16 protein-coding genes are annotated in these 15,937 nt (G+C 68.5%); 5 read left to right on the forward strand and 11 right to left on the reverse strand.

Annotated features, from left to right (window positions below):
* Positions 1-36 precede the first annotated feature (36 nt).
* The 5 genes from E5671_RS27175 to E5671_RS27195 all read left to right on the forward strand — a co-directional run bounded on the left by E5671_RS27175 (position 37) and on the right by E5671_RS27195 (position 3,702).
* The gene (locus E5671_RS27175) at positions 37-321 is read left to right on the forward strand and encodes a hypothetical protein (RefSeq protein ID WP_160506538.1); all 285 of its coding nucleotides are present in this window, start codon (positions 37-39) and stop codon (positions 319-321) included.
* Positions 322-324: 3 nt separating this feature from the next.
* Positions 325-1,719: a hypothetical protein gene (locus E5671_RS27180; protein WP_160506539.1), complete on the forward strand. Its 1,395-nt coding sequence runs from the start codon at positions 325-327 to the stop codon at positions 1,717-1,719.
* Between the two features lie 50 nt (positions 1,720-1,769).
* Positions 1,770-2,450 carry a hypothetical protein gene (locus E5671_RS27185; RefSeq protein WP_160506540.1) on the forward strand — a complete coding sequence of 227 codons (681 nt, stop codon included), beginning with the start codon at positions 1,770-1,772 and terminating at the stop codon, positions 2,448-2,450.
* Positions 2,451-2,520: 70 nt separating this feature from the next.
* Entirely contained in the window at positions 2,521-3,138 is a 618-nt protein-coding gene (locus tag E5671_RS27190) for a hypothetical protein (RefSeq protein WP_160506541.1), read from the forward strand.
* A gap of 9 nt (positions 3,139-3,147) precedes the next feature.
* Positions 3,148-3,702 (forward strand): hypothetical protein, encoded by a 555-nt coding sequence (locus E5671_RS27195; RefSeq protein WP_237330247.1) that lies wholly within the window; start codon positions 3,148-3,150, stop codon positions 3,700-3,702.
* Positions 3,703-3,727: 25 nt separating this feature from the next.
* On the opposite strand, the gene E5671_RS27200 is transcribed toward E5671_RS27195, so the two are convergent.
* From E5671_RS27200 to E5671_RS27250, 11 genes are all read right to left on the reverse strand, one after another.
* Complete coding sequence (locus tag E5671_RS27200; RefSeq protein ID WP_336605857.1) at positions 3,728-4,804, reverse strand: hypothetical protein; 1,077 nt, start codon at positions 4,802-4,804, stop codon at positions 3,728-3,730.
* Positions 4,801-5,475 carry a hypothetical protein gene (locus E5671_RS27205; protein ID WP_160506544.1) on the reverse strand — a complete coding sequence of 225 codons (675 nt, stop codon included), beginning with the start codon at positions 5,473-5,475 and terminating at the stop codon, positions 4,801-4,803. Before E5671_RS27205 ends, E5671_RS27200 begins: the two co-directional genes overlap by 4 nt.
* Before the next feature lie 142 nt (positions 5,476-5,617).
* Positions 5,618-6,382 (reverse strand): hypothetical protein, encoded by a 765-nt coding sequence (locus E5671_RS27210; protein ID WP_160506545.1) that lies wholly within the window; start codon positions 6,380-6,382, stop codon positions 5,618-5,620.
* Between the two features lie 194 nt (positions 6,383-6,576).
* Entirely contained in the window at positions 6,577-7,230 is a 654-nt protein-coding gene (locus E5671_RS27215) for a hypothetical protein (RefSeq protein WP_160506546.1), read from the reverse strand.
* Complete coding sequence (locus E5671_RS27220) at positions 7,227-8,015, reverse strand: hypothetical protein (RefSeq protein ID WP_336605858.1); 789 nt, start codon at positions 8,013-8,015, stop codon at positions 7,227-7,229. The genes E5671_RS27215 and E5671_RS27220 overlap by 4 nt, the downstream gene beginning before the upstream one ends.
* The gene (locus E5671_RS27225; protein WP_160506547.1) at positions 8,012-8,659 is read right to left on the reverse strand and encodes a hypothetical protein; all 648 of its coding nucleotides are present in this window, start codon (positions 8,657-8,659) and stop codon (positions 8,012-8,014) included. The genes E5671_RS27220 and E5671_RS27225 overlap by 4 nt, the downstream gene beginning before the upstream one ends.
* 196 nt (positions 8,660-8,855) lie before the next feature.
* The gene (locus E5671_RS27230; protein WP_160506548.1) at positions 8,856-10,178 is read right to left on the reverse strand and encodes a hypothetical protein; all 1,323 of its coding nucleotides are present in this window, start codon (positions 10,176-10,178) and stop codon (positions 8,856-8,858) included.
* Complete coding sequence (locus tag E5671_RS27235) at positions 10,168-12,417, reverse strand: hypothetical protein (protein WP_160506549.1); 2,250 nt, start codon at positions 12,415-12,417, stop codon at positions 10,168-10,170. Before E5671_RS27235 ends, E5671_RS27230 begins: the two co-directional genes overlap by 11 nt.
* Before the next feature lie 292 nt (positions 12,418-12,709).
* Complete coding sequence (locus tag E5671_RS27240) at positions 12,710-13,507, reverse strand: hypothetical protein (protein ID WP_160506550.1); 798 nt, start codon at positions 13,505-13,507, stop codon at positions 12,710-12,712.
* Positions 13,508-13,613: 106 nt separating this feature from the next.
* A complete protein-coding gene (locus E5671_RS27245; RefSeq protein WP_160506551.1) occupies positions 13,614-14,531 on the reverse strand; it encodes a hypothetical protein in 918 nt (305 codons plus the stop codon).
* Positions 14,532-14,652: 121 nt separating this feature from the next.
* The gene (locus E5671_RS27250; RefSeq protein ID WP_160506552.1) at positions 14,653-15,936 is read right to left on the reverse strand and encodes an enoyl-CoA hydratase/isomerase family protein; all 1,284 of its coding nucleotides are present in this window, start codon (positions 15,934-15,936) and stop codon (positions 14,653-14,655) included.
* Between the last annotated feature and the right edge of the window lies 1 nt (position 15,937).

Here is a 15,937-nt window from a genome sequence, read left to right on the forward strand (position 1 = left end):
GGTGGCGGTGGCGGCCGGGCCAAGCTTGACCTTGACGTGATCAAGGGCATGGGCACCGGGCTCAACAACGTGAAGAAGGCCTTCGACGGCCTGGAAGATCTCGGCGGTCAGTATGAGGACGACTTCGGAAACGGCGATCTCGCCGACAAATTCGGTGATTTCGCGGACAACTGGAAGTTGAGCCGCAAAAGGCTGACGGACGAGGTCGACGCGCTCGCCCAGATCGCCAAGGCCGCCGCCGAAGCGTACGAGGACATCGACCACCAGCTGGCCGAGGCGATCCGCGGCGCGGATGACCCCAAGTCGAAGAAGAAGGGCTGACCCATGGCCGGACGCCCACGCGATTGGCACCCGGTCGCGGACAATGACCCCATCCCCGGTGACGCCGACCGGGTCGCGAACCTGGGAAAGAAGCTCCGCAAGACCGCCGACGAGCTCGAACGGCAGATCAAGAACATCAAGGCCGTCTCCGAGGTCGAGGCCTGGGACAGCAAGGCGGGCAAGGAGTTCCGCGAGAAGGCGCAGGGCAACGTCAAGAAACTGGAAGCGGCCTTCAAGCGGTACGACACCGCGGCGGACGCTTTCGGCAGTGAAGTGACGGAGGTCGGCGGCCGCTTCGAGGACAAGCTGCACGCCAAGCCGAAGAACTACGCCTCGGACCTGAACCGCGCCCAGGAGATGGCGGATCTGGCGCTCAAGGAGGCGCAGGACGCGGAAGAGCGCAAGAGCGCCAACCAGAAGAGCCTGGACGCCCTTTCGGACAAGGACAAGGACAAAGACAAGGACAAGAAGGACGGAAAGGACGACAAGAAGAAGCTCGAGGAGGCGCGGGACGCCGCGGGCGACGAGATCGAGGCAGCCCGGGAGAAGATCAACCAGGCCAAGAAGGTCCGCGACGACGCGGCGAAGCGCGCGCGTGACGCGATCGAGGACGTCATCGCCGACGATTCCCTGAAGGACGGCTTCTGGGAGACCCTCGTCGACAACATCAAGTCCGTGACGGAGCTGATCTCCACCGTCTGCGGAATCCTTTCCTTGGTGGTCGGCTGGATCCCGGTGATCGGACAGGCACTGGCGGGAGTACTCGGCGCGATCGCCATGATCGCCACACTGATCACCACCATCTGCACCCTCATTCAGGTCTTCCAGGGCAATGCGGACTGGATGGACGTGGGCCTCGCGGCTGTCGGCTTCCTCCTGATGGGAGTGGGCAAGGCCTTCTCGAAGGTGGCGGGCAAGTTCGCCAAGACGGCGCTCAGCAAGATGGGCCGGGCCGGAAAGGCGCGGACCACGAAGCAGGTCACCAGGGCGAACAAGAACCTGCGAAAGCTCTCGGGCAAGAAGTTCAAGCTGGAGAAGGGCGAGGGCTGGAAGTCCCTCAAGGAGCCGTTCACCGAGCCGTTCTCGAAGGCCGCCTGGAGCAAGAACCTCAAGACCCTCAAGCCCGGCAGCGGAAACTTCGCGGCCGCCAGGAACGAACTGGCGGAGCGAGGCGGCGGAAGTGCCTTCAAGGGCGTCGGAAAGTCGTTCTCCATGGCCGACCCCGGGGTCGCGTCCGACCTGAAGGCGATCAAATCGGGAGCGTCCGGACTCGGTAATTTCGACGTGAATGCCGTGAGTCAGATCTCGAAGACGGCGACGCGTCTTGGAGTCACCGGAGCGGGCATTACGCTGGCCGGCCTCGGCCTTGACGGTAACCTCAACCCGCTCGTGGCCTGATCCCGCACCGGCGCCTTGGCCCCCACCGGGCCCCCACCAAAAGGAACGCAGTGAACACACCTGACGACGACGTCCCGGCGCTGTCCGAGGATTTCGCGGTCCGTCTCGACCTGCAGCCCGGCTGGGTAGACCTGACGCTGCGCGAGGCCTCGAAGGCCGAAGCGAAAGCCCTGGCCACGAAGACCGTCAACGAGCTCAACCCGCTCTCCCTGGAGATCGAGAAGAGCGCGGTCTTCGACGACATGGCCGAGCGGGCACTCAACCTCAACGAGGACGCTCCGGCGCTGGCGGCGGCGTACTACGCGGAGAGCGGCGAGGGTCTGATCAACTTGATGATCGACTCGTACGGCGACGAGGGCGTGGCCCGCCCCACGCCGGACGAGGTCCTTCCCCTGCTCCTGGAGTGGGAGAACGGCGAGGTCGTGGGCGATCCGGAGGTGACCCGCCTGGAGCTGGCGGCGGGCCCCGCGCTGCGGGTCCAGGCGACGCTGAAGGTCAAGCGGATGTTCGGCCTGGGCCGCCGCATCACCGAGTTCGTGAAGTACGCGGTGTTTCCGCCCGGTATGCAGAGCCTGGTCGTCGTCACGGCGACGTGGGAGAAGATCCAGCTGACGGAGGAGAACACCCAGCGGGTGGACGAGATCGTCCCGACGCTGAGGCTGGACCTGGTGGACGAGGACGGAAACGAACTCGCCCCGCGTCCGGGCCAGGACCCGGACAGCCCCGAGTGAATTCGAGAACCGATCGAGAGACCGATCGAGAGCCGATCGAGAGACCATCAAGAGACCGATCGAGAGACCGATGAAGAACGCCAGCGAATTCACTTCGCCGCCCTCCGACTACAACGTCATCGTCCCCGACGGCTGGTTCCAGTTGCCGCTCGCTCCGGAGGACCGCGACCGGGGCATCATCGCCCTCGCGGAACAGCAGTTCCAGGGCGTGGACAATGCCCCGCACATCAAGAAGCAGTTCATGCGGGAACTCCAGCGCAAGGCCAAGGACGCGTACGGCATCGGCGGCACGGAGCTCTACATCTCCACCCTGACGATCGGCCCCGTCCCGCTGTCCTCGTCCCTCCTGATCAGCATTCCGGGCCCGGACGAGTGGCCGGACATCTCGGATCCCGTGGAACTGGCGGAGCACCTGGCGAGCACGGGCAGGCCCGGGGAGACCGGCGCCGAAGTGGGCGTGGTCACCCTGGAGGCAGCGGGCAAGGCGGTCCGCCAACGCCGCAAGGAAGCCCCGGACCCCACGACGCAGTTGGGCAACGAACTCCCGAGCACGCTGCTCACGTACTACGTCCCCATCCCCGCGACCAAGAGCTGGCTGCTCCTGAACTTCTCCACGCCGATGGATCCGCTGGCGGACAAGATGGTGGAGCTGTTCGACGTGGTGGCGGGGACGCTGCACTGGGACTGACGACTGATGATGACGCGCACACAAGGCAACTCCCGCTTCCGGGACGGTTTCGGCATCGCGGCCTACGTCCTGGCACTGCTGGCCCTGGCCGCCGGCTTCCTCTTGGCGAAGGGCGCCTGGCGCACGGTGATCCGGGAGTCCCCGAACCTGATCGCGGACTGGCCCGGCGGACCCTGGGTGTTCGGCATCGTGGCCGGAGTTCTTGCGGTGGCGGGAGCGTACGGAGGCTTGGCGGTGTCCGAAGCCCCGCAGGGCACGGAAACGTCACCCCGCATCGCCGCCCGTCGCATGGCCATCGCGGTGTGCTGGGCAGTGCCGTTGCTTCTGACGCTGTACATCCTCTCGGCACTGCCGGGGCGCAACTGCGACTCCTCGTCCACCACTTGCCGGGAAGTCGAGGGAGCGTTCCCCGCTCTCCTGGCGTACGCCATCACGGCGGCGGCCGCGGGCTGGGCGACGTACCGCGTCCGGACCGGCCGGGAGGAACAGCGCCGCACGGCCCAGCAGGCGAGGCTGCGCAAGCTGCGGAAGAAGGGTAAGGGGAAGAGCCGGGCGGCGAAGTAGGCGAACGCCTCGCCGCCCGGGCCGGTCAGCGGTTGATGGACTGGATTTCCTCGACCGTGATGTCCTGGACCGCCTCGATCGTGCCGTTGGGCATGCCCACCGCATTCGCCTGGCCCGTGCCCGTCCAGCTGATCTCCCATGTGAGGGAGGCCTTGAGAGGGAACGTCTCGCCGCCGGAAGAGCGGCGGTACGTGATGCCGCAGGGCGGGGTTTCCTTGGACTTGCCCTTGGCGTAGGGCTCACCGATCTTGCCGTCGACGATGGGGCATTCACCGTCGGCGGGGATGGTGGTCGCGTCCTTGGTCCCGGGGTCGAGCGTGAGGGACTTCGGCTTGGCGGTCGTGGTCGCCTCGAGGTTGAAGCCGGGGACGTTGATGGCCGCCGTCGCCTTGACCTCGTCGAACACGGCCTTGTCGAGCCAGGCCCAGGTGGGCAGATTCACCTTGGTGACGGCCTCGGGCGCGAGGGTGACCTTGGTGCCCGGCAGTTCCATGTGCTGGTAGGCGAGGGCGGCCAGCATCTCCGGGGTGATGGCCTCTTCGTGCTGGGGCGGCGGGGGCTCGCCGTTGTCGACCCAGAAGGGGAGGTCGGTGCACCCGGTCCGCTTGAGGTAGTCGGGCTCATTGGGGTTCTCGACGCCTGCCCAGAACATGCCCTCGCCGTCCTTCTCGACGTTGTAGTCCTTGTAGCCGGGGGTGTCGGTCCAGCCGTAGTCGTCCTCGTAGTGGCGCTGCATCTCGTTTATCGCCGCACCCGCGTGGCCGCCCATGCCGGGTGCGCTCTTGGCGTCCTTGATGTCGCCGGACATCTTCTCCTTGAAGTCCTTGGCGCCGAGGTACGGGGCGTACCAGCAGGGCGGCGGGGCCCAGTTGACGTCGGCGGAGGAGACGTTTCCGCTGCCGCCGCCCTTGGCGACGGAGCCGGAGTACTGGACCTTGGCGGCGGCGAAGATGCCGGTTTTGTCGCTGCCGCCCTCTTCTTTGGAAGTGCCTTTGCCCGATGGGACCGGCTTCCCCGCATGGGCGACCTCCGTGAGGACGAGGGCGCTGAGGGCCAGCGTCAGGGCTGCGGTGCTGAGGACCGTACGCCGTGATCTGTTCACTGGCACTTCTCCGCCTTCGTCTCGACGAACACCTTCGATGCCTGCCACAGGCCCTTGCCCGTGGGGTACTTGACCATGACGATCTTGTAGTAGTCGAAGTCCGCGATGCTGTTCTTGGTCTTCAGGATCTTCTTGGTCTTGATCTCTTTGCCGTAGAACTTGCTTGCGTCCGCGCAGAAAGCGACTTCCACCGAATTGCCGTTCGTGGTGGACCGGGTGGCGGCCTGGTAGTGGCGCAGGGTTCCGGTGGCGGTCCAGCCGCCGTCGATCCAGCTGTCGATCTGGGTCTTCGCGTAGTGGAGTCCCTCGCCCGTGGAGTAGGCGGTGACAGCGGCGTCCTTGGCCGTGCGCTTGTCGACGCCCCGGTAGATGGCGCGGAAGAAGTTGGCGGCGTCGTCCATCGCCGCCGCTTCGTTCTTGTTGCCGGGCTTGTCCCAGTCGAAGACCAGGTCCATGTCCTTGGGCAGAGTCACGTCCACGCCGTCAGGCTTGTCCTCCGCCGGCGCTCCCGACGGCTCCGCCGACTTCTTCGGCTTGTCAGCGCCCTGGCCGGCGCCCGCGATCTTGTCGTTGCCCTTGGACTTGCCGTCGTCCCCGCTGCCGCAGGCCGTCAGGAGCAGGGCTGCGGTCGCGGCGAGCGCGGCGGTGACGGGCATGGTGCGGCGATTCACGGTCGGCTCCCGGTGGGGCGAGGGGGTATCCAAAGCGCCGACGCTATCTGTGGGGTTGTTGGTTCCACCAGAGTTGATAACGGGGCAAGGCGTCCCATTTCGATGAACTGTCATCGTGTCGTGACTCGAAGAGTCCACGGTCTCAACCGAGCTTTTTCTCCTGCGACTTGACCACGGCCGGGAAGATCTTCCCGTTGCCGGAACGGGACTGCGTGAACGCGCTGCCGTCCATCGCGAAGTAGATGGCGATGGTGTCGCCGTGGCGGGTGGCCTGGGTGCGCACGGTGTGGGTGTCGCCCTGGCACTTGGTCGTGGCCCTGAAGGCCAGGGATTCCTCGGCGCCTGGTGTGGGTGCGGTGCCGGTGGTCTCCGAGGTGACGGAGTCGTACACGTTGGAGGCGTTGTCCCCCTTGGCCGTGAAGCCGCCCGCGCAGGCGCTGACCGCCTTGGTCATGTCCGCCATCGTGCTCTGCGCCTCGCCGGGCGCGTACGTGGCGAGCGTGATGTAGGTGAAGGCGCCGTCGAACTCCTTCTTCTCGGCGACGCGTACGAAGCTGTCCTGCGTGTCGCCGACGGGGAACTGGCTCATCGCATGCCCGAGCGGGGCGCAGACGGGCTTGCTGAGCTTGATGTTGTCCCGCGACTTCGCGAAGACGAAGTCGTCGGAGGGCTCTACTACGGCGTGGGCGGGCACTTCGTTCTTGGTCAGGGCGAGTTGGGCCGCTGACTTCGTCTGCTTCTTCTTGGCGGGAGGCGTGGACGAGTCGGCTGCCGCCTTGCCGGAGTCGCCGCTCTTGCTTCCCTTGTCGCCGTCACTGTCACCGTCCCCGCTGCCGCAGGCCGTCAGGAGCAGGGCTGCGGTCGCGGCGAGCGCGGCGGTGGTGGTGTGCGTGGTGCGACGATTCACGGTCGGCTCCCGGTGGGGGGTGGGGGTCTCCAAGGGGCCGACGTTATCTGTGGGGTTGTTGGTGCCGCCAGGGTCGATAGTGGGGCGAGACGGTCTATCTCGACGGACTGTCATCGTGTCGTGACGCGGGGGGGGGCAGGGTCTCCTGCTGTTCGGTGGGGGGTGGGGGGCGGCGCCATCCGCCACCCTCTCTGCTAGTGGTTGCGTTCGCGGCTGATGCCGATCGCTCCCGCCCAGGTCACGGACGCCGTGAACGCGACGTTCGCCGCTGCCGCCAGGGTGAGCCAGAGGGCGACGTCGGGGGCTGTGTTGCTGGGGCCGGTCTCGCCCTCGGGGTCCACGTACAGGCGGATGTGCTCGCCGACCCCCGCTCCCCGGCAGCCGCCTATGGGGCCCTCCGCCACGCGCCCGTCGGCGAAACGTACCCGGCAGGTGGTTCTGTCGCCCTGCTGTGAGGTGTCGACGACCACTCCCTCCACCGTGCTGCCCCGGTCGTCGAGGATCTTGTCCTGGACGAGGAACAGGCCGAGGAGTACGAGCGCGGCGGTGGAGAGGATGAAGCACGCCATGGGCCACAGCCGCTGGTTGGTGACTGCGGCGATGAACCAGAGCAGGAGCAGAGCGCAGGCGAGGCCCGGGAGGACGAGCCAGCGGCTGATGACCGTGGAGATCATGGCGCCCACGGCCAAGGAGATGACGGCGACGGCGGTGTGGAACCGGGCCGGAGGAGTACCGCGCAGCAGGCGTGCCAGCCAGGCAGGGGGCCGGCGGGTGTCCAGACCTCTGCGGTAACCCCCCTCACCTGAGCCGGAGTTGAACTGGCCGGGCTGGGTGCCCATGGGCCTCATGGAGTGGTCACCTTCCCCGCATCCTCCTCGTACCGCCGCACCGTCGACTTCCCGCAGATCAGTGCCACCAGGCTCGCCAGCGACACCACCTGCTCCGGGTTGAAGCAGTTGCCCACGACCAGCAGGCCCGAGCCGCCGCCCACCGGGCAGGAGAGCGCCGCCGCCATGCCCAGCTGTGCGGCGTATCGGCTGCTGACCGGTGCGCCGCCGTCCGCGGGCAGCTCCGGGAACGTGTCGACCCCGCCGGACGCGTGGACGCCCGGTTGCGAGACCAGCCCGAAGCCCGTGCCCATGGCCGTGGGGAAGGACTCGACGTAGACCTGCTTGCCCTCCAGCTGCTCGCCGAAGTGGCGGGCGAGCACCTCGCCCGCGCTGATGTCGGGGTCCAGCGGGCTCACCTCGATGACGCCCGCGCAGATCTGCCAGGTGACCGCGTCGTCCTCGGCGGTCGTCTCCAGTGTGATCAGGCCGCAGCTGATCATGCCGTCGTCGAGGAAGAGGCGGCGGGCCGCGTGGAAGGTGTCGGTGATGGAGGACTGGACGTCAGGGGGCCGGTGCGCGTAGGCCAGCGTCACCAGCTCCTTGATGCGGATCGCGCCCCGCTCCTCGTCCCGCCCGTCGGTGAGCAGGTCGAACCAGTCCGTGGGTACGAAGAGGCTCGCCTCGCCGATGGGGGTGCGGAGTTCATACAGGTCAGCGGTGAGGCCGCCTGGCGTCGGAGTGTCTGGCGTCGGAGTGTGTGGCATCGGTGTGCGGGGCGTCGTACCGTCTGGTGTCGTCGTCACTTGTTCGCCGCCTTCTTGAGCGCCCAGGGGTCGAGCGCGTCCGGCCAGACGTCCTTGCCGGAGCCCTTCGTCTGGTTCCCAGGGATGATCTTCTTGCCTACGTCGATGCCGATCTGCGCCGCGCCACCCGGCCCCAGGCCCACCGAGTTCACACCCCAGTTGCCGACGAACTGCACGCTCTTGAGACCGAGTTCGGCCCCGCCGAGCACGCGGCCCGGCTGGGTGAGGACACTCCGGAAGAGGCCGCCCGATGATGCTCCCGCCAGCCGCCCAAGGCCCTTCGCCGCCACGAACGCGCCCCCGCCGAATGCCAGTCCCGCCGCGTCGACCAGGACCGTCGGTGAGGTCAGCGCCTTGCTGAAGCTGCCGGTCTCGCCCACCGCCTGGAGGTAGTGGGCAAGGAGCCCGACCCCGGCGAGGGCCAGGCTCAGTCCCGCGAGTGCCGGGAAGGCGAGGGAGAGGAGACCGATGACCGAGCTCAGGAAGCCCGCCACGTTCCCGATGAACGCGAAGGCCCAGGAGTACTCCTTGAGGAAGTCCTTGATCCCGTCGAGGATCATGTCGTCGAGTTTGTCGATCGCGTCGGCGAAGTCGCCGATGGCCTTGCCGACCTTGTCCCAGAACCCGGGCTCGTTCGGCGCCATGTCCATCGCGTGCTTCAGGCGCCCGGCTCGTTTACGCCTCGTTGATGCATCCATTGATGCGCGGGGTCCGCAGGCAGCCTCGGCTTCCGGACCGTCGGATCTTCGAGGCAGGCCGCGTGGGCACGGCACGGTTCGTCGGCACCCCGTCGCTTCAGGGCTCCGGACTTCCCGGACCCCGGCCTCCAGGCCGTCGCCCTTATCCCTGCCCCCGAGGAAACTCCCCCCGCCCCACCCGCACCGCAAGCCCATCGTCCGCGAGCCCATCGCCCTCGCCCTCCGCGTCCCGGAGCAGCGACCCATACCCCGTGGCCGCCCACAGGCTCTGGGCCGCCGGGACCTCGAAGTACGGCACCCTGCGGCCCTCGAAGTCATCGGTGAGTACCTCCGGCGCTCGGCGGGTGCGGACCGCCGCCCCGCATTCCTCGCATGCCGCGATGTGCAGCTGGTCGCGCCGGCCCAGCGGACGCCAGCGGATGCGGAGGTCGGCGCGGCCGTGCAGGGGGTTGAAGAAGCAGAGCGGGAGGGGAGAGGCGGCGCCCTCCAGCGCGTCCCGGCCCTCCGCCACCAGGGCCAGCACGCCCGCCAGGTCCGGCAGTCCGCGCGCCGAGTCGAGAACCGTGCCCGCGGCGGCGTAGGCGTCAAGTGCGCGTTGCAGACCGGTGGTTGACGTGCCCGCCGAGCGGACCGCCTCGCCCAGCGCGAGGACCTCCGCCTCGGTCTGGCGCCGCAGCGCCTCCTCGTCCGCCGTACGCGCCGCCGCGAACACCGCCTGCGGGAAGGCGAAGGGCGAGCCGGTCGCGCTCGGATACCGGTGCGGGCCGGACCGACGGCGCCCCCGCCGACGTACACCTACGAAGAGGAAGAGACCGGCGGCGGCCACCGACACCGCGACGATGGCCGGCAGCAGCCAGGAGGAGCCACTCTCCTTCTCCGCCGCCTCCGGGCGGGGCAGGCTCCCGCTGTCGCTGCCGTCACCAAGATCGGCCGTGGCCTCCTCGTACGCCTTCGTGCCGTCGCCCCGCGCGATCAGCTCGATCGCCTTGGCCGTCTGCTCGGAGAGACCCGCGTCCTTCATCTCGTCCAGGAAACCGACCGTGCTCACAGCGTCGCGGGCCTGCTGCTTCTCGCCAGGCCACTCGAAACCGTGCAGGTCACCGGTCCACCTGTCGCCGCCGGTGATGAGGATGAGCTCGTGCTGGTCGAGGCGGTCACGTACGACCTCCGCGAAGACGTCGGACTCGCCGTCGTACGCGTCGCCCTGGACCAGAGGCACCAAGGCGACCTTGATCGGGAGACCCGTCTTCTCGATCTGCCGGGCGAGCTGCTTCCGGCGGGCAGGGGGTACGGAGTCGGCGTACGCGGCGTCGACGTGGACCGGTGACTCGCGCAGGGCGTCGGCGATCTTCTGGCCGGGGCTGGGGGCGCCCGGTGCCTGAGCCGCAGCGGGCGCGACAGCCACGAACAGGGTGGCGAGGGACACGACCGCCAGCACGGCGAGACGCTTCAGGTCACTGAACACCGGCGTACTCCCGTACCTGGCGGATGAGTTGAGGGACACCGTTGACTATGGCGGGCAGCGGCCCTGGCGCGTCCTCGTACGGCACGCGCTCGGAGCGGCCCACCCCCGGCAGCGTGAGCCGGAGCGTGTACGCGAGGCGCGGCTGCACGTCGACCAGGACGCGGCACTCCGCGCACACCGGGATGGTGCGCAGCCGCTGGTCCTCCGCCGCGTACTGAGCGTCCCGCCACCCCGTGGCCGGCCCGTGCAGCGGATTGAGCGCGCAACAGGGCTTGTCGGCGCCGGTGAGCGCACCCCGCCCGGCCCGCGCGAGGACGATTGCGGCCGCGAGATCGGCGGGTGTGGCGTCGTCATCGACATGCCCGTCAGGGTCGCGGTCGGCGAGGAGCGTCGCTGCGTCGAGGCAGTCCCAGACGCGGGTGCGGATTGAGGACCGCAGGGCGGCATTCGGGTCGAACTCCCGCCCCAACGCGTCGATTCCGTCCCGTGCGACGCGCCGCAAGTAGCCGAGGGACGGATCCGGCGGAGCCGTGAACAGAAGGCCGCCCGTGGACGTCACGACGGTACGCGGCGGCCGCCTGAGGCCTGGCACCACGAGCCGCAACAGCCCGAGTAGCGCGGCGACGACTCCGAAGAGCAGCGCGGCCGCGAACGCTCCGACGAGGAGGCCCGGCCAGAAGTCCCCGGAGAAGAGAGGGGAGAGCGCGTCCTCTTCGACGGGCTCGGGGGCGTCGTCCATGCCGAGGGAGGAGGTCTCGGGACGGTCGGTGCGTGGTGCCTTGCCGAGGAACGTCATCAGGTCGTCGAGTCGCTCGCCGAGCTGGTGGTCGGTGGAGCGGTCGTCGTCATCGCCGTAGCGGATGGAATCGGGGAGATCGAAGGCGACGAGGTTGGCGTCGATGCGTACGTCGTACGTGACGACGTCGATGGACCCGCCGAGCGGATCGGCGACGACGTACACGCCGTGGTCGCCCTTGGCGCCCAGCTCCTGCATCCTCTGCCGCACGGCCTCGACGAAGAGCTCGGGTTCGCCGCCGGACTCATCCTCGGTGAGCTGGGGCACGAGAGCGATGTGGACAGGCCCGCGGTTGAACTCGCCGATGCGCTCGGTGAGTTGATCGCGCTGCTCGGAGTCGAGCGGGTTCGGGCTCTCGGGGTCGCTGTAGAGGGGCCCGTCCTGCTTCAGCCCGGCGGCAACGCGCTCGACGCGGCTGGAAAGGTCGGATGCGGTGGGCGGCGGCGAGGCGCCGGCGGTGTCCTGATGGAAGACGAGTGACGCGGAGAGGGCGATGGCTCCGGCGGCGAGGAGGGCGACGCCGGCTTCGATGCGGAGAGGGGTGAAGTGCCGTCGGACAGCGCCGGATTGCTCGCGGGCACTCCCTTCAGCCGCCATCGCAACCCTCTGCCTTCGGCGCCACCGGCGTAGGTATGGACTGAGGGCGAGGATCAGCAGCGGTACGCCGCTGAGGGCGATCCCGGTGACGAAGGACTGGTTGTCGCGGTCGACGGGATCGATGTGCATCTTGTCGACTTCTTCACCGGTGTCGCCGCCGTACTTCTTGCGGGCGGCTTCCGCGCGCTCGGCGGCCTTCTTGCTGCCCTGGGCGATGACATCGGTGAACCGCTCGAAGCTGAGCAAGGGCCCGGCGTCGTAAGGCAGTTCATAGAGAGCCACGGTCGACGCGTCGTCGGCGGGCGCCCGCACCCCGAAGGCGGCGGCGTCGGCGACGCCCATGTCATCGACGAGGACATAGAGCCCATCCCGCCCGAGCCGATCGTGCACGGCCCCGAGCAGCCGATCGCCGCTGCTGCCCTGCTCGGGCAGTACGAGGACGTAGGTGGGGACCTTGGTCCGCTGGGCCAGTTTCTTGAACTGCGGGGCGGTGGAGCGGGGGATCTCGCGGGGGAGCTGGTCGGTGACGTGGACGGGGTTGGAGTGGAGGAGGGCGGCCAGGGCGGCGGCTTGGGTGGGAGCGTCGCCCTGCGGGGCCGGGGCCTGGGCCGGGGCGTCCTCGGCGGACGAAACAGGCGAGGGGTTCGCGACGGCAGGTGCCGCGCCCCCGCCAAAGAGGAGGAGGGCACAGAGGATGGCGAGCAACGCGGGGCGGCGGCGCCTGGCATGGTCATAGTGGCCGTGATGGCCGGTGTGCGGTATGTCCGTCCCCGTGGCCTCCTCGGCGACGGCCTTCGTGCCGACTCCGTACCCCGCCATACTCACCCGTCCCACCCCGACGCTCATTGGGCGCACTTTACTGTCGCGACGAGTGCGTTTCCATGGGTGACTATGTCGCGCAAGCCTTCGCAGAGGACGTAGGAGGGGCTGATTCCGTCCGACGGCCAAATCGAGAACACCGAGTGTGCGGCGGCGAAGGTGATGCGTACGTCCGCGTTGACGAAAAGGGAATGGACCGCACCGCGGGCGGCGCGGTCACCTGTTGTGCGTAGCCCGTAGCCCGTAGCCCGCTGGCGAACTTGGCCGCTGTACGCAGGAGCAGGTTCTCGTCGGGGGAGGGGTACCAGTCCATGGGCGGTCAGTCCGCAGCGTCCGCGGAGCCCGACGCCGGGTGTCCGCCGGGAGGTTCCTCAAAACTCACCGTCTGGAGGATGGCCGCCATGATGTCGCAGAACTCGGTCCAGTAGTCCGTGGACGCGGTGTGGAGCGTGAATACCGCGGTGAACGGACCCGTAGGGAAAGGGACATGGACCTGTATCTGCCCGGTGAGCAGGTCCATCGGCTCGCCGGTCGCGGTCACTTGCGGGCTCAGCTTGTACTTGGTCAGCGTGATGCAGGAGACCGCCGGCCCGCATGGCAGGTCGAGCCAGCGGGCGTCGTTGTGCGGCTCTCGGGAGAGGGCCGCCAGAATGCCCTGGGCGGCGATGTCGGTGTCCCCAGCGGCCTGGTCCGTCGGAACGGCGGCCACGGTGAAGGCACACTGGGCGACACCGCCGGCGCCTTCGTACCGTGCCTCGACCACGCCGCCGCCCTCAGCAGCCCCCGCCACCGCCTTCGCGGTCGCCTCCTCGTCCTCGTCCGCATCCGCCTCCGCATCCGCCGTGGAGAAGAGCCCCATCGCCGAGTACGAGACGCCGGTGTCCGCCATCATCTCGGCGACGCCCGCGTAATAGGGGGCGGCCGGCTCCCAGATGCTTTCGTCGCCGCGGGAGTAGAGGCCCCGTACGAACTCCTGTGAGCGTGCGGCACGTTCCTCGGGGGTAGCGGCGAGGGGGAGGGCGAAGAAGCCGTCGGGGACGTTGAACCAGAGGGGCGGGGGCTCCTCGTCGGCGTGCAGGGGCGGGATCGCGCTCGTGGAGTCGGCGGAGGTTGTCATAGTGGGGGACCGTCCTGGTCGGAAGCAGATGCGGCGTCGAGCCCTGGAAGTCGGCGAGCTCAGGAAGCCGTCGGGCTCCGGAACCCGCTCCAGCGGCCGGCGGGGTCTAGAAGTCGTCCGGGTGGTAGTCCTTGGGATCCACCTCTGCGCCGTCGGCGTCCATGAGCATGTCGTTCTCGGAGAGGCCGAAGAACGAGTCGACTTCGTACGACCTCAGGAACCCGACATGGAAGTGGCCGCAGGGGTGGCGACTGACCACAGGACTCCCGTGGTCCGACGAGGCCGGGGCCTCCGCGACGAAGTTCTCGACCGCGGTCCGCTGCGCGGGTGTGAGGTCGTCGAGCGGGATCAGGGCGAGAGGATGGCGCAGGTACCGGGCGAACTTCCCCGGCGTGATCGCGTGCAGCCGGCACCAGGAGTCGTCGTCGAAGACGACCTTGACGTCGGTACTGCTCTTGAAGGGCTTCGGCTCCACCCGGCTGATCCGCGACCGGGAGACCTCCCAGAGCACTTCGTCGTCGATGAGGCTGTCGTTCTTCTTGGAGTACGGGAAGCCCACGACGACCAGTCGGCGATCGGTGACGATCGCGTGCGTGCGGTAGTGCTTCTCGGGGGAGCGGGCTGGATCCAGCTGCCACGGCAGGGTGCGGGCGAGGGAACCGGGAGCGGCCCACATGACGGGGAAGTCCTCGACCTCGTCGGCGGGGTCGTCCGGGGTGTCGGAGCCTGATGCCGGACCCGAGCCGCCGCTGACGTTTCCCCCCGCTGAGCTGAGTACGGCCATGATGGCGCCGCCCAGCGCGATCAGGCCACCCTTCCCCACCTTCCGTGCGACGGTGCCACCAGTCGAATGGGCCGCGTAGACAGGGCCTTCGGGCCAGCCGGAAAGCTCGCTCTGGATGTCACGACGCTCGGTGTCGCGGAACCAGCGCATGCCCCGGACGCGCGTAGCCTCGCCGGTGGCGAAGGTGGCGTACGCACGGGTGAGGAGCGTTTCGCCCGGTTCGGGCTGCCAAGTGTCCATACCGGAAAGCATCCTCCTACGTGGTGCCCCTAGGCCCTTTGTCCTGCATCCTCATATTTCGTGCCGGACGCTCATCCACCTGCGCTCATCCGGCCACGCGGGGCGTCGTCCGCCGCGCTCATCAGCCCGTCGCCGACTTCTCGAACTGGTCACCAGGGAAGAGGGCTTCTCCCACGTGCTGATGGATGCTCTCGATCTTGGGGAAGATCTTGAGCCCCGCGTCCATGGCGATACCGGCACCCAGGGGGTTGATGTTCACCCCAGGGATGAGGTTGGCGCCCTTGGAACCGAGCCACTGACCTGCGTGGTAACCCTGGTTGGCGATGCCGCCCATGCGCGAAGCCAGGCCGCTGGTGGCATGGGAGACCTCGTACACGTTGTCCGCCATGCCGCCGAGCACCACCTTGCCGGGCAGTAGCTTGAGGCCCCCCTCGACGAAGCCGGCCTGCTCGCCGGTGGAGATCAGCATGCGCGCTCTGCCGATGTTGGTCGCCTGGAACCCCTTGCCGAGATTGCCGGCCTTGGCGAGCCCGGCGGCCCTGGCCAACTTCGTGGTCTTCCCGGCCACCTTGATGCCCTTGCTGAAGGCGCCGATCCCTGGCATCAACCCCACCGCGTCCATCCCGATGGACATCCAACTCACGTCCGCACCCGCCCCCTTGGCGACCCCGTGCGCCACCAGCGCGAGCCCGCTCGCGATGAGCGCGGCCGTGCCGAAGATTGCCGCGAGCGGCGGGAACGGCAGCGTGATGATGGCCAGCAGGCCCAGCACCGCGGTCAGGTCGCTCAACAGGTCGCCGATCAGTTTGATCATGTCGGCGTGGTCCTTGATCCACTGACCCGTGGCGTCCCACGCGTCAGCGACACCCTTGGTGAGCTTGTCCCAGAAGCCGGGCTCGTCCGGGGCGATGTCACCCGCCTTGTCGAGCTCCTTACTGATCCGCCCGGCGGCACGCGCGTACCGGTCCTCGAGGTCATGAACCTTGCCGGTGACCTCGTCGACGTCGCCGGAAGCCTTGCCGAGCTCCTTGCTCCCCTTGCCCTCGGCCTTCGTCTCGGCCTCCTGCCTGGCGTCGAGCTTCTCCCCGGCCGACTTCTCAAGGCGGTCAGCCTCATCCTGGAAGTCCTGGAGCTCGCCGGCCCACTTGTGCAGCGCCCGGGAGGCCTTGTCGAACGACTCGTGGCTCTTGCGGACGAGGGGAGTGACGTCCTGGCCTATGTACTCGGTGAAGGCGAGCGCGGTCTTGCCCTTCCAGGCCCCGCACTCGATCCGCTCCAAGTCCCGTACGGCGTTGCCGAGTTCCGTCGCGAGTCCGCCCAGCTTCTTCGCGAGCTCGCGGGTGTCGGTCACGTCCCCGGGGGTGGGGTCCCAGCCGATGTGCGGGAAGGCAGGCCGACGCCCCACG

The organism is Streptomyces sp. BA2, assembly GCF_009769735.1.
Classification (GTDB): domain Bacteria; phylum Actinomycetota; class Actinomycetes; order Streptomycetales; family Streptomycetaceae; genus Streptomyces.

Excerpts from the sequence above, each read along its gene's own strand:
- E5671_RS27235 (WP_160506549.1), bottom strand. The coding sequence starts at position 12,417 with ATGAGCGTCGGGGTGGGACGGGTGAGTATGGCGGGGTACGGAGTCGGC.
- E5671_RS27245 (WP_160506551.1), bottom strand. The coding sequence starts at position 14,531 with ATGGACACTTGGCAGCCCGAACCGGGCGAAACGCTCCTCACCCGTGCG.
- E5671_RS27215 (WP_160506546.1), bottom strand. The coding sequence starts at position 7,230 with ATGAGGCCCATGGGCACCCAGCCCGGCCAGTTCAACTCCGGCTCAGGT.
- E5671_RS27240 (WP_160506550.1), bottom strand. The coding sequence starts at position 13,507 with ATGACAACCTCCGCCGACTCCACGAGCGCGATCCCGCCCCTGCACGCC.
- E5671_RS27180 (WP_160506539.1), top strand. The coding sequence starts at position 325 with ATGGCCGGACGCCCACGCGATTGGCACCCGGTCGCGGACAATGACCCC.
- E5671_RS27225 (WP_160506547.1), bottom strand. The coding sequence starts at position 8,659 with ATGGCGCCGAACGAGCCCGGGTTCTGGGACAAGGTCGGCAAGGCCATC.
- E5671_RS27195 (WP_237330247.1), top strand. The coding sequence starts at position 3,148 with ATGACGCGCACACAAGGCAACTCCCGCTTCCGGGACGGTTTCGGCATC.
- E5671_RS27190 (WP_160506541.1), top strand. The coding sequence starts at position 2,521 with ATGAAGAACGCCAGCGAATTCACTTCGCCGCCCTCCGACTACAACGTC.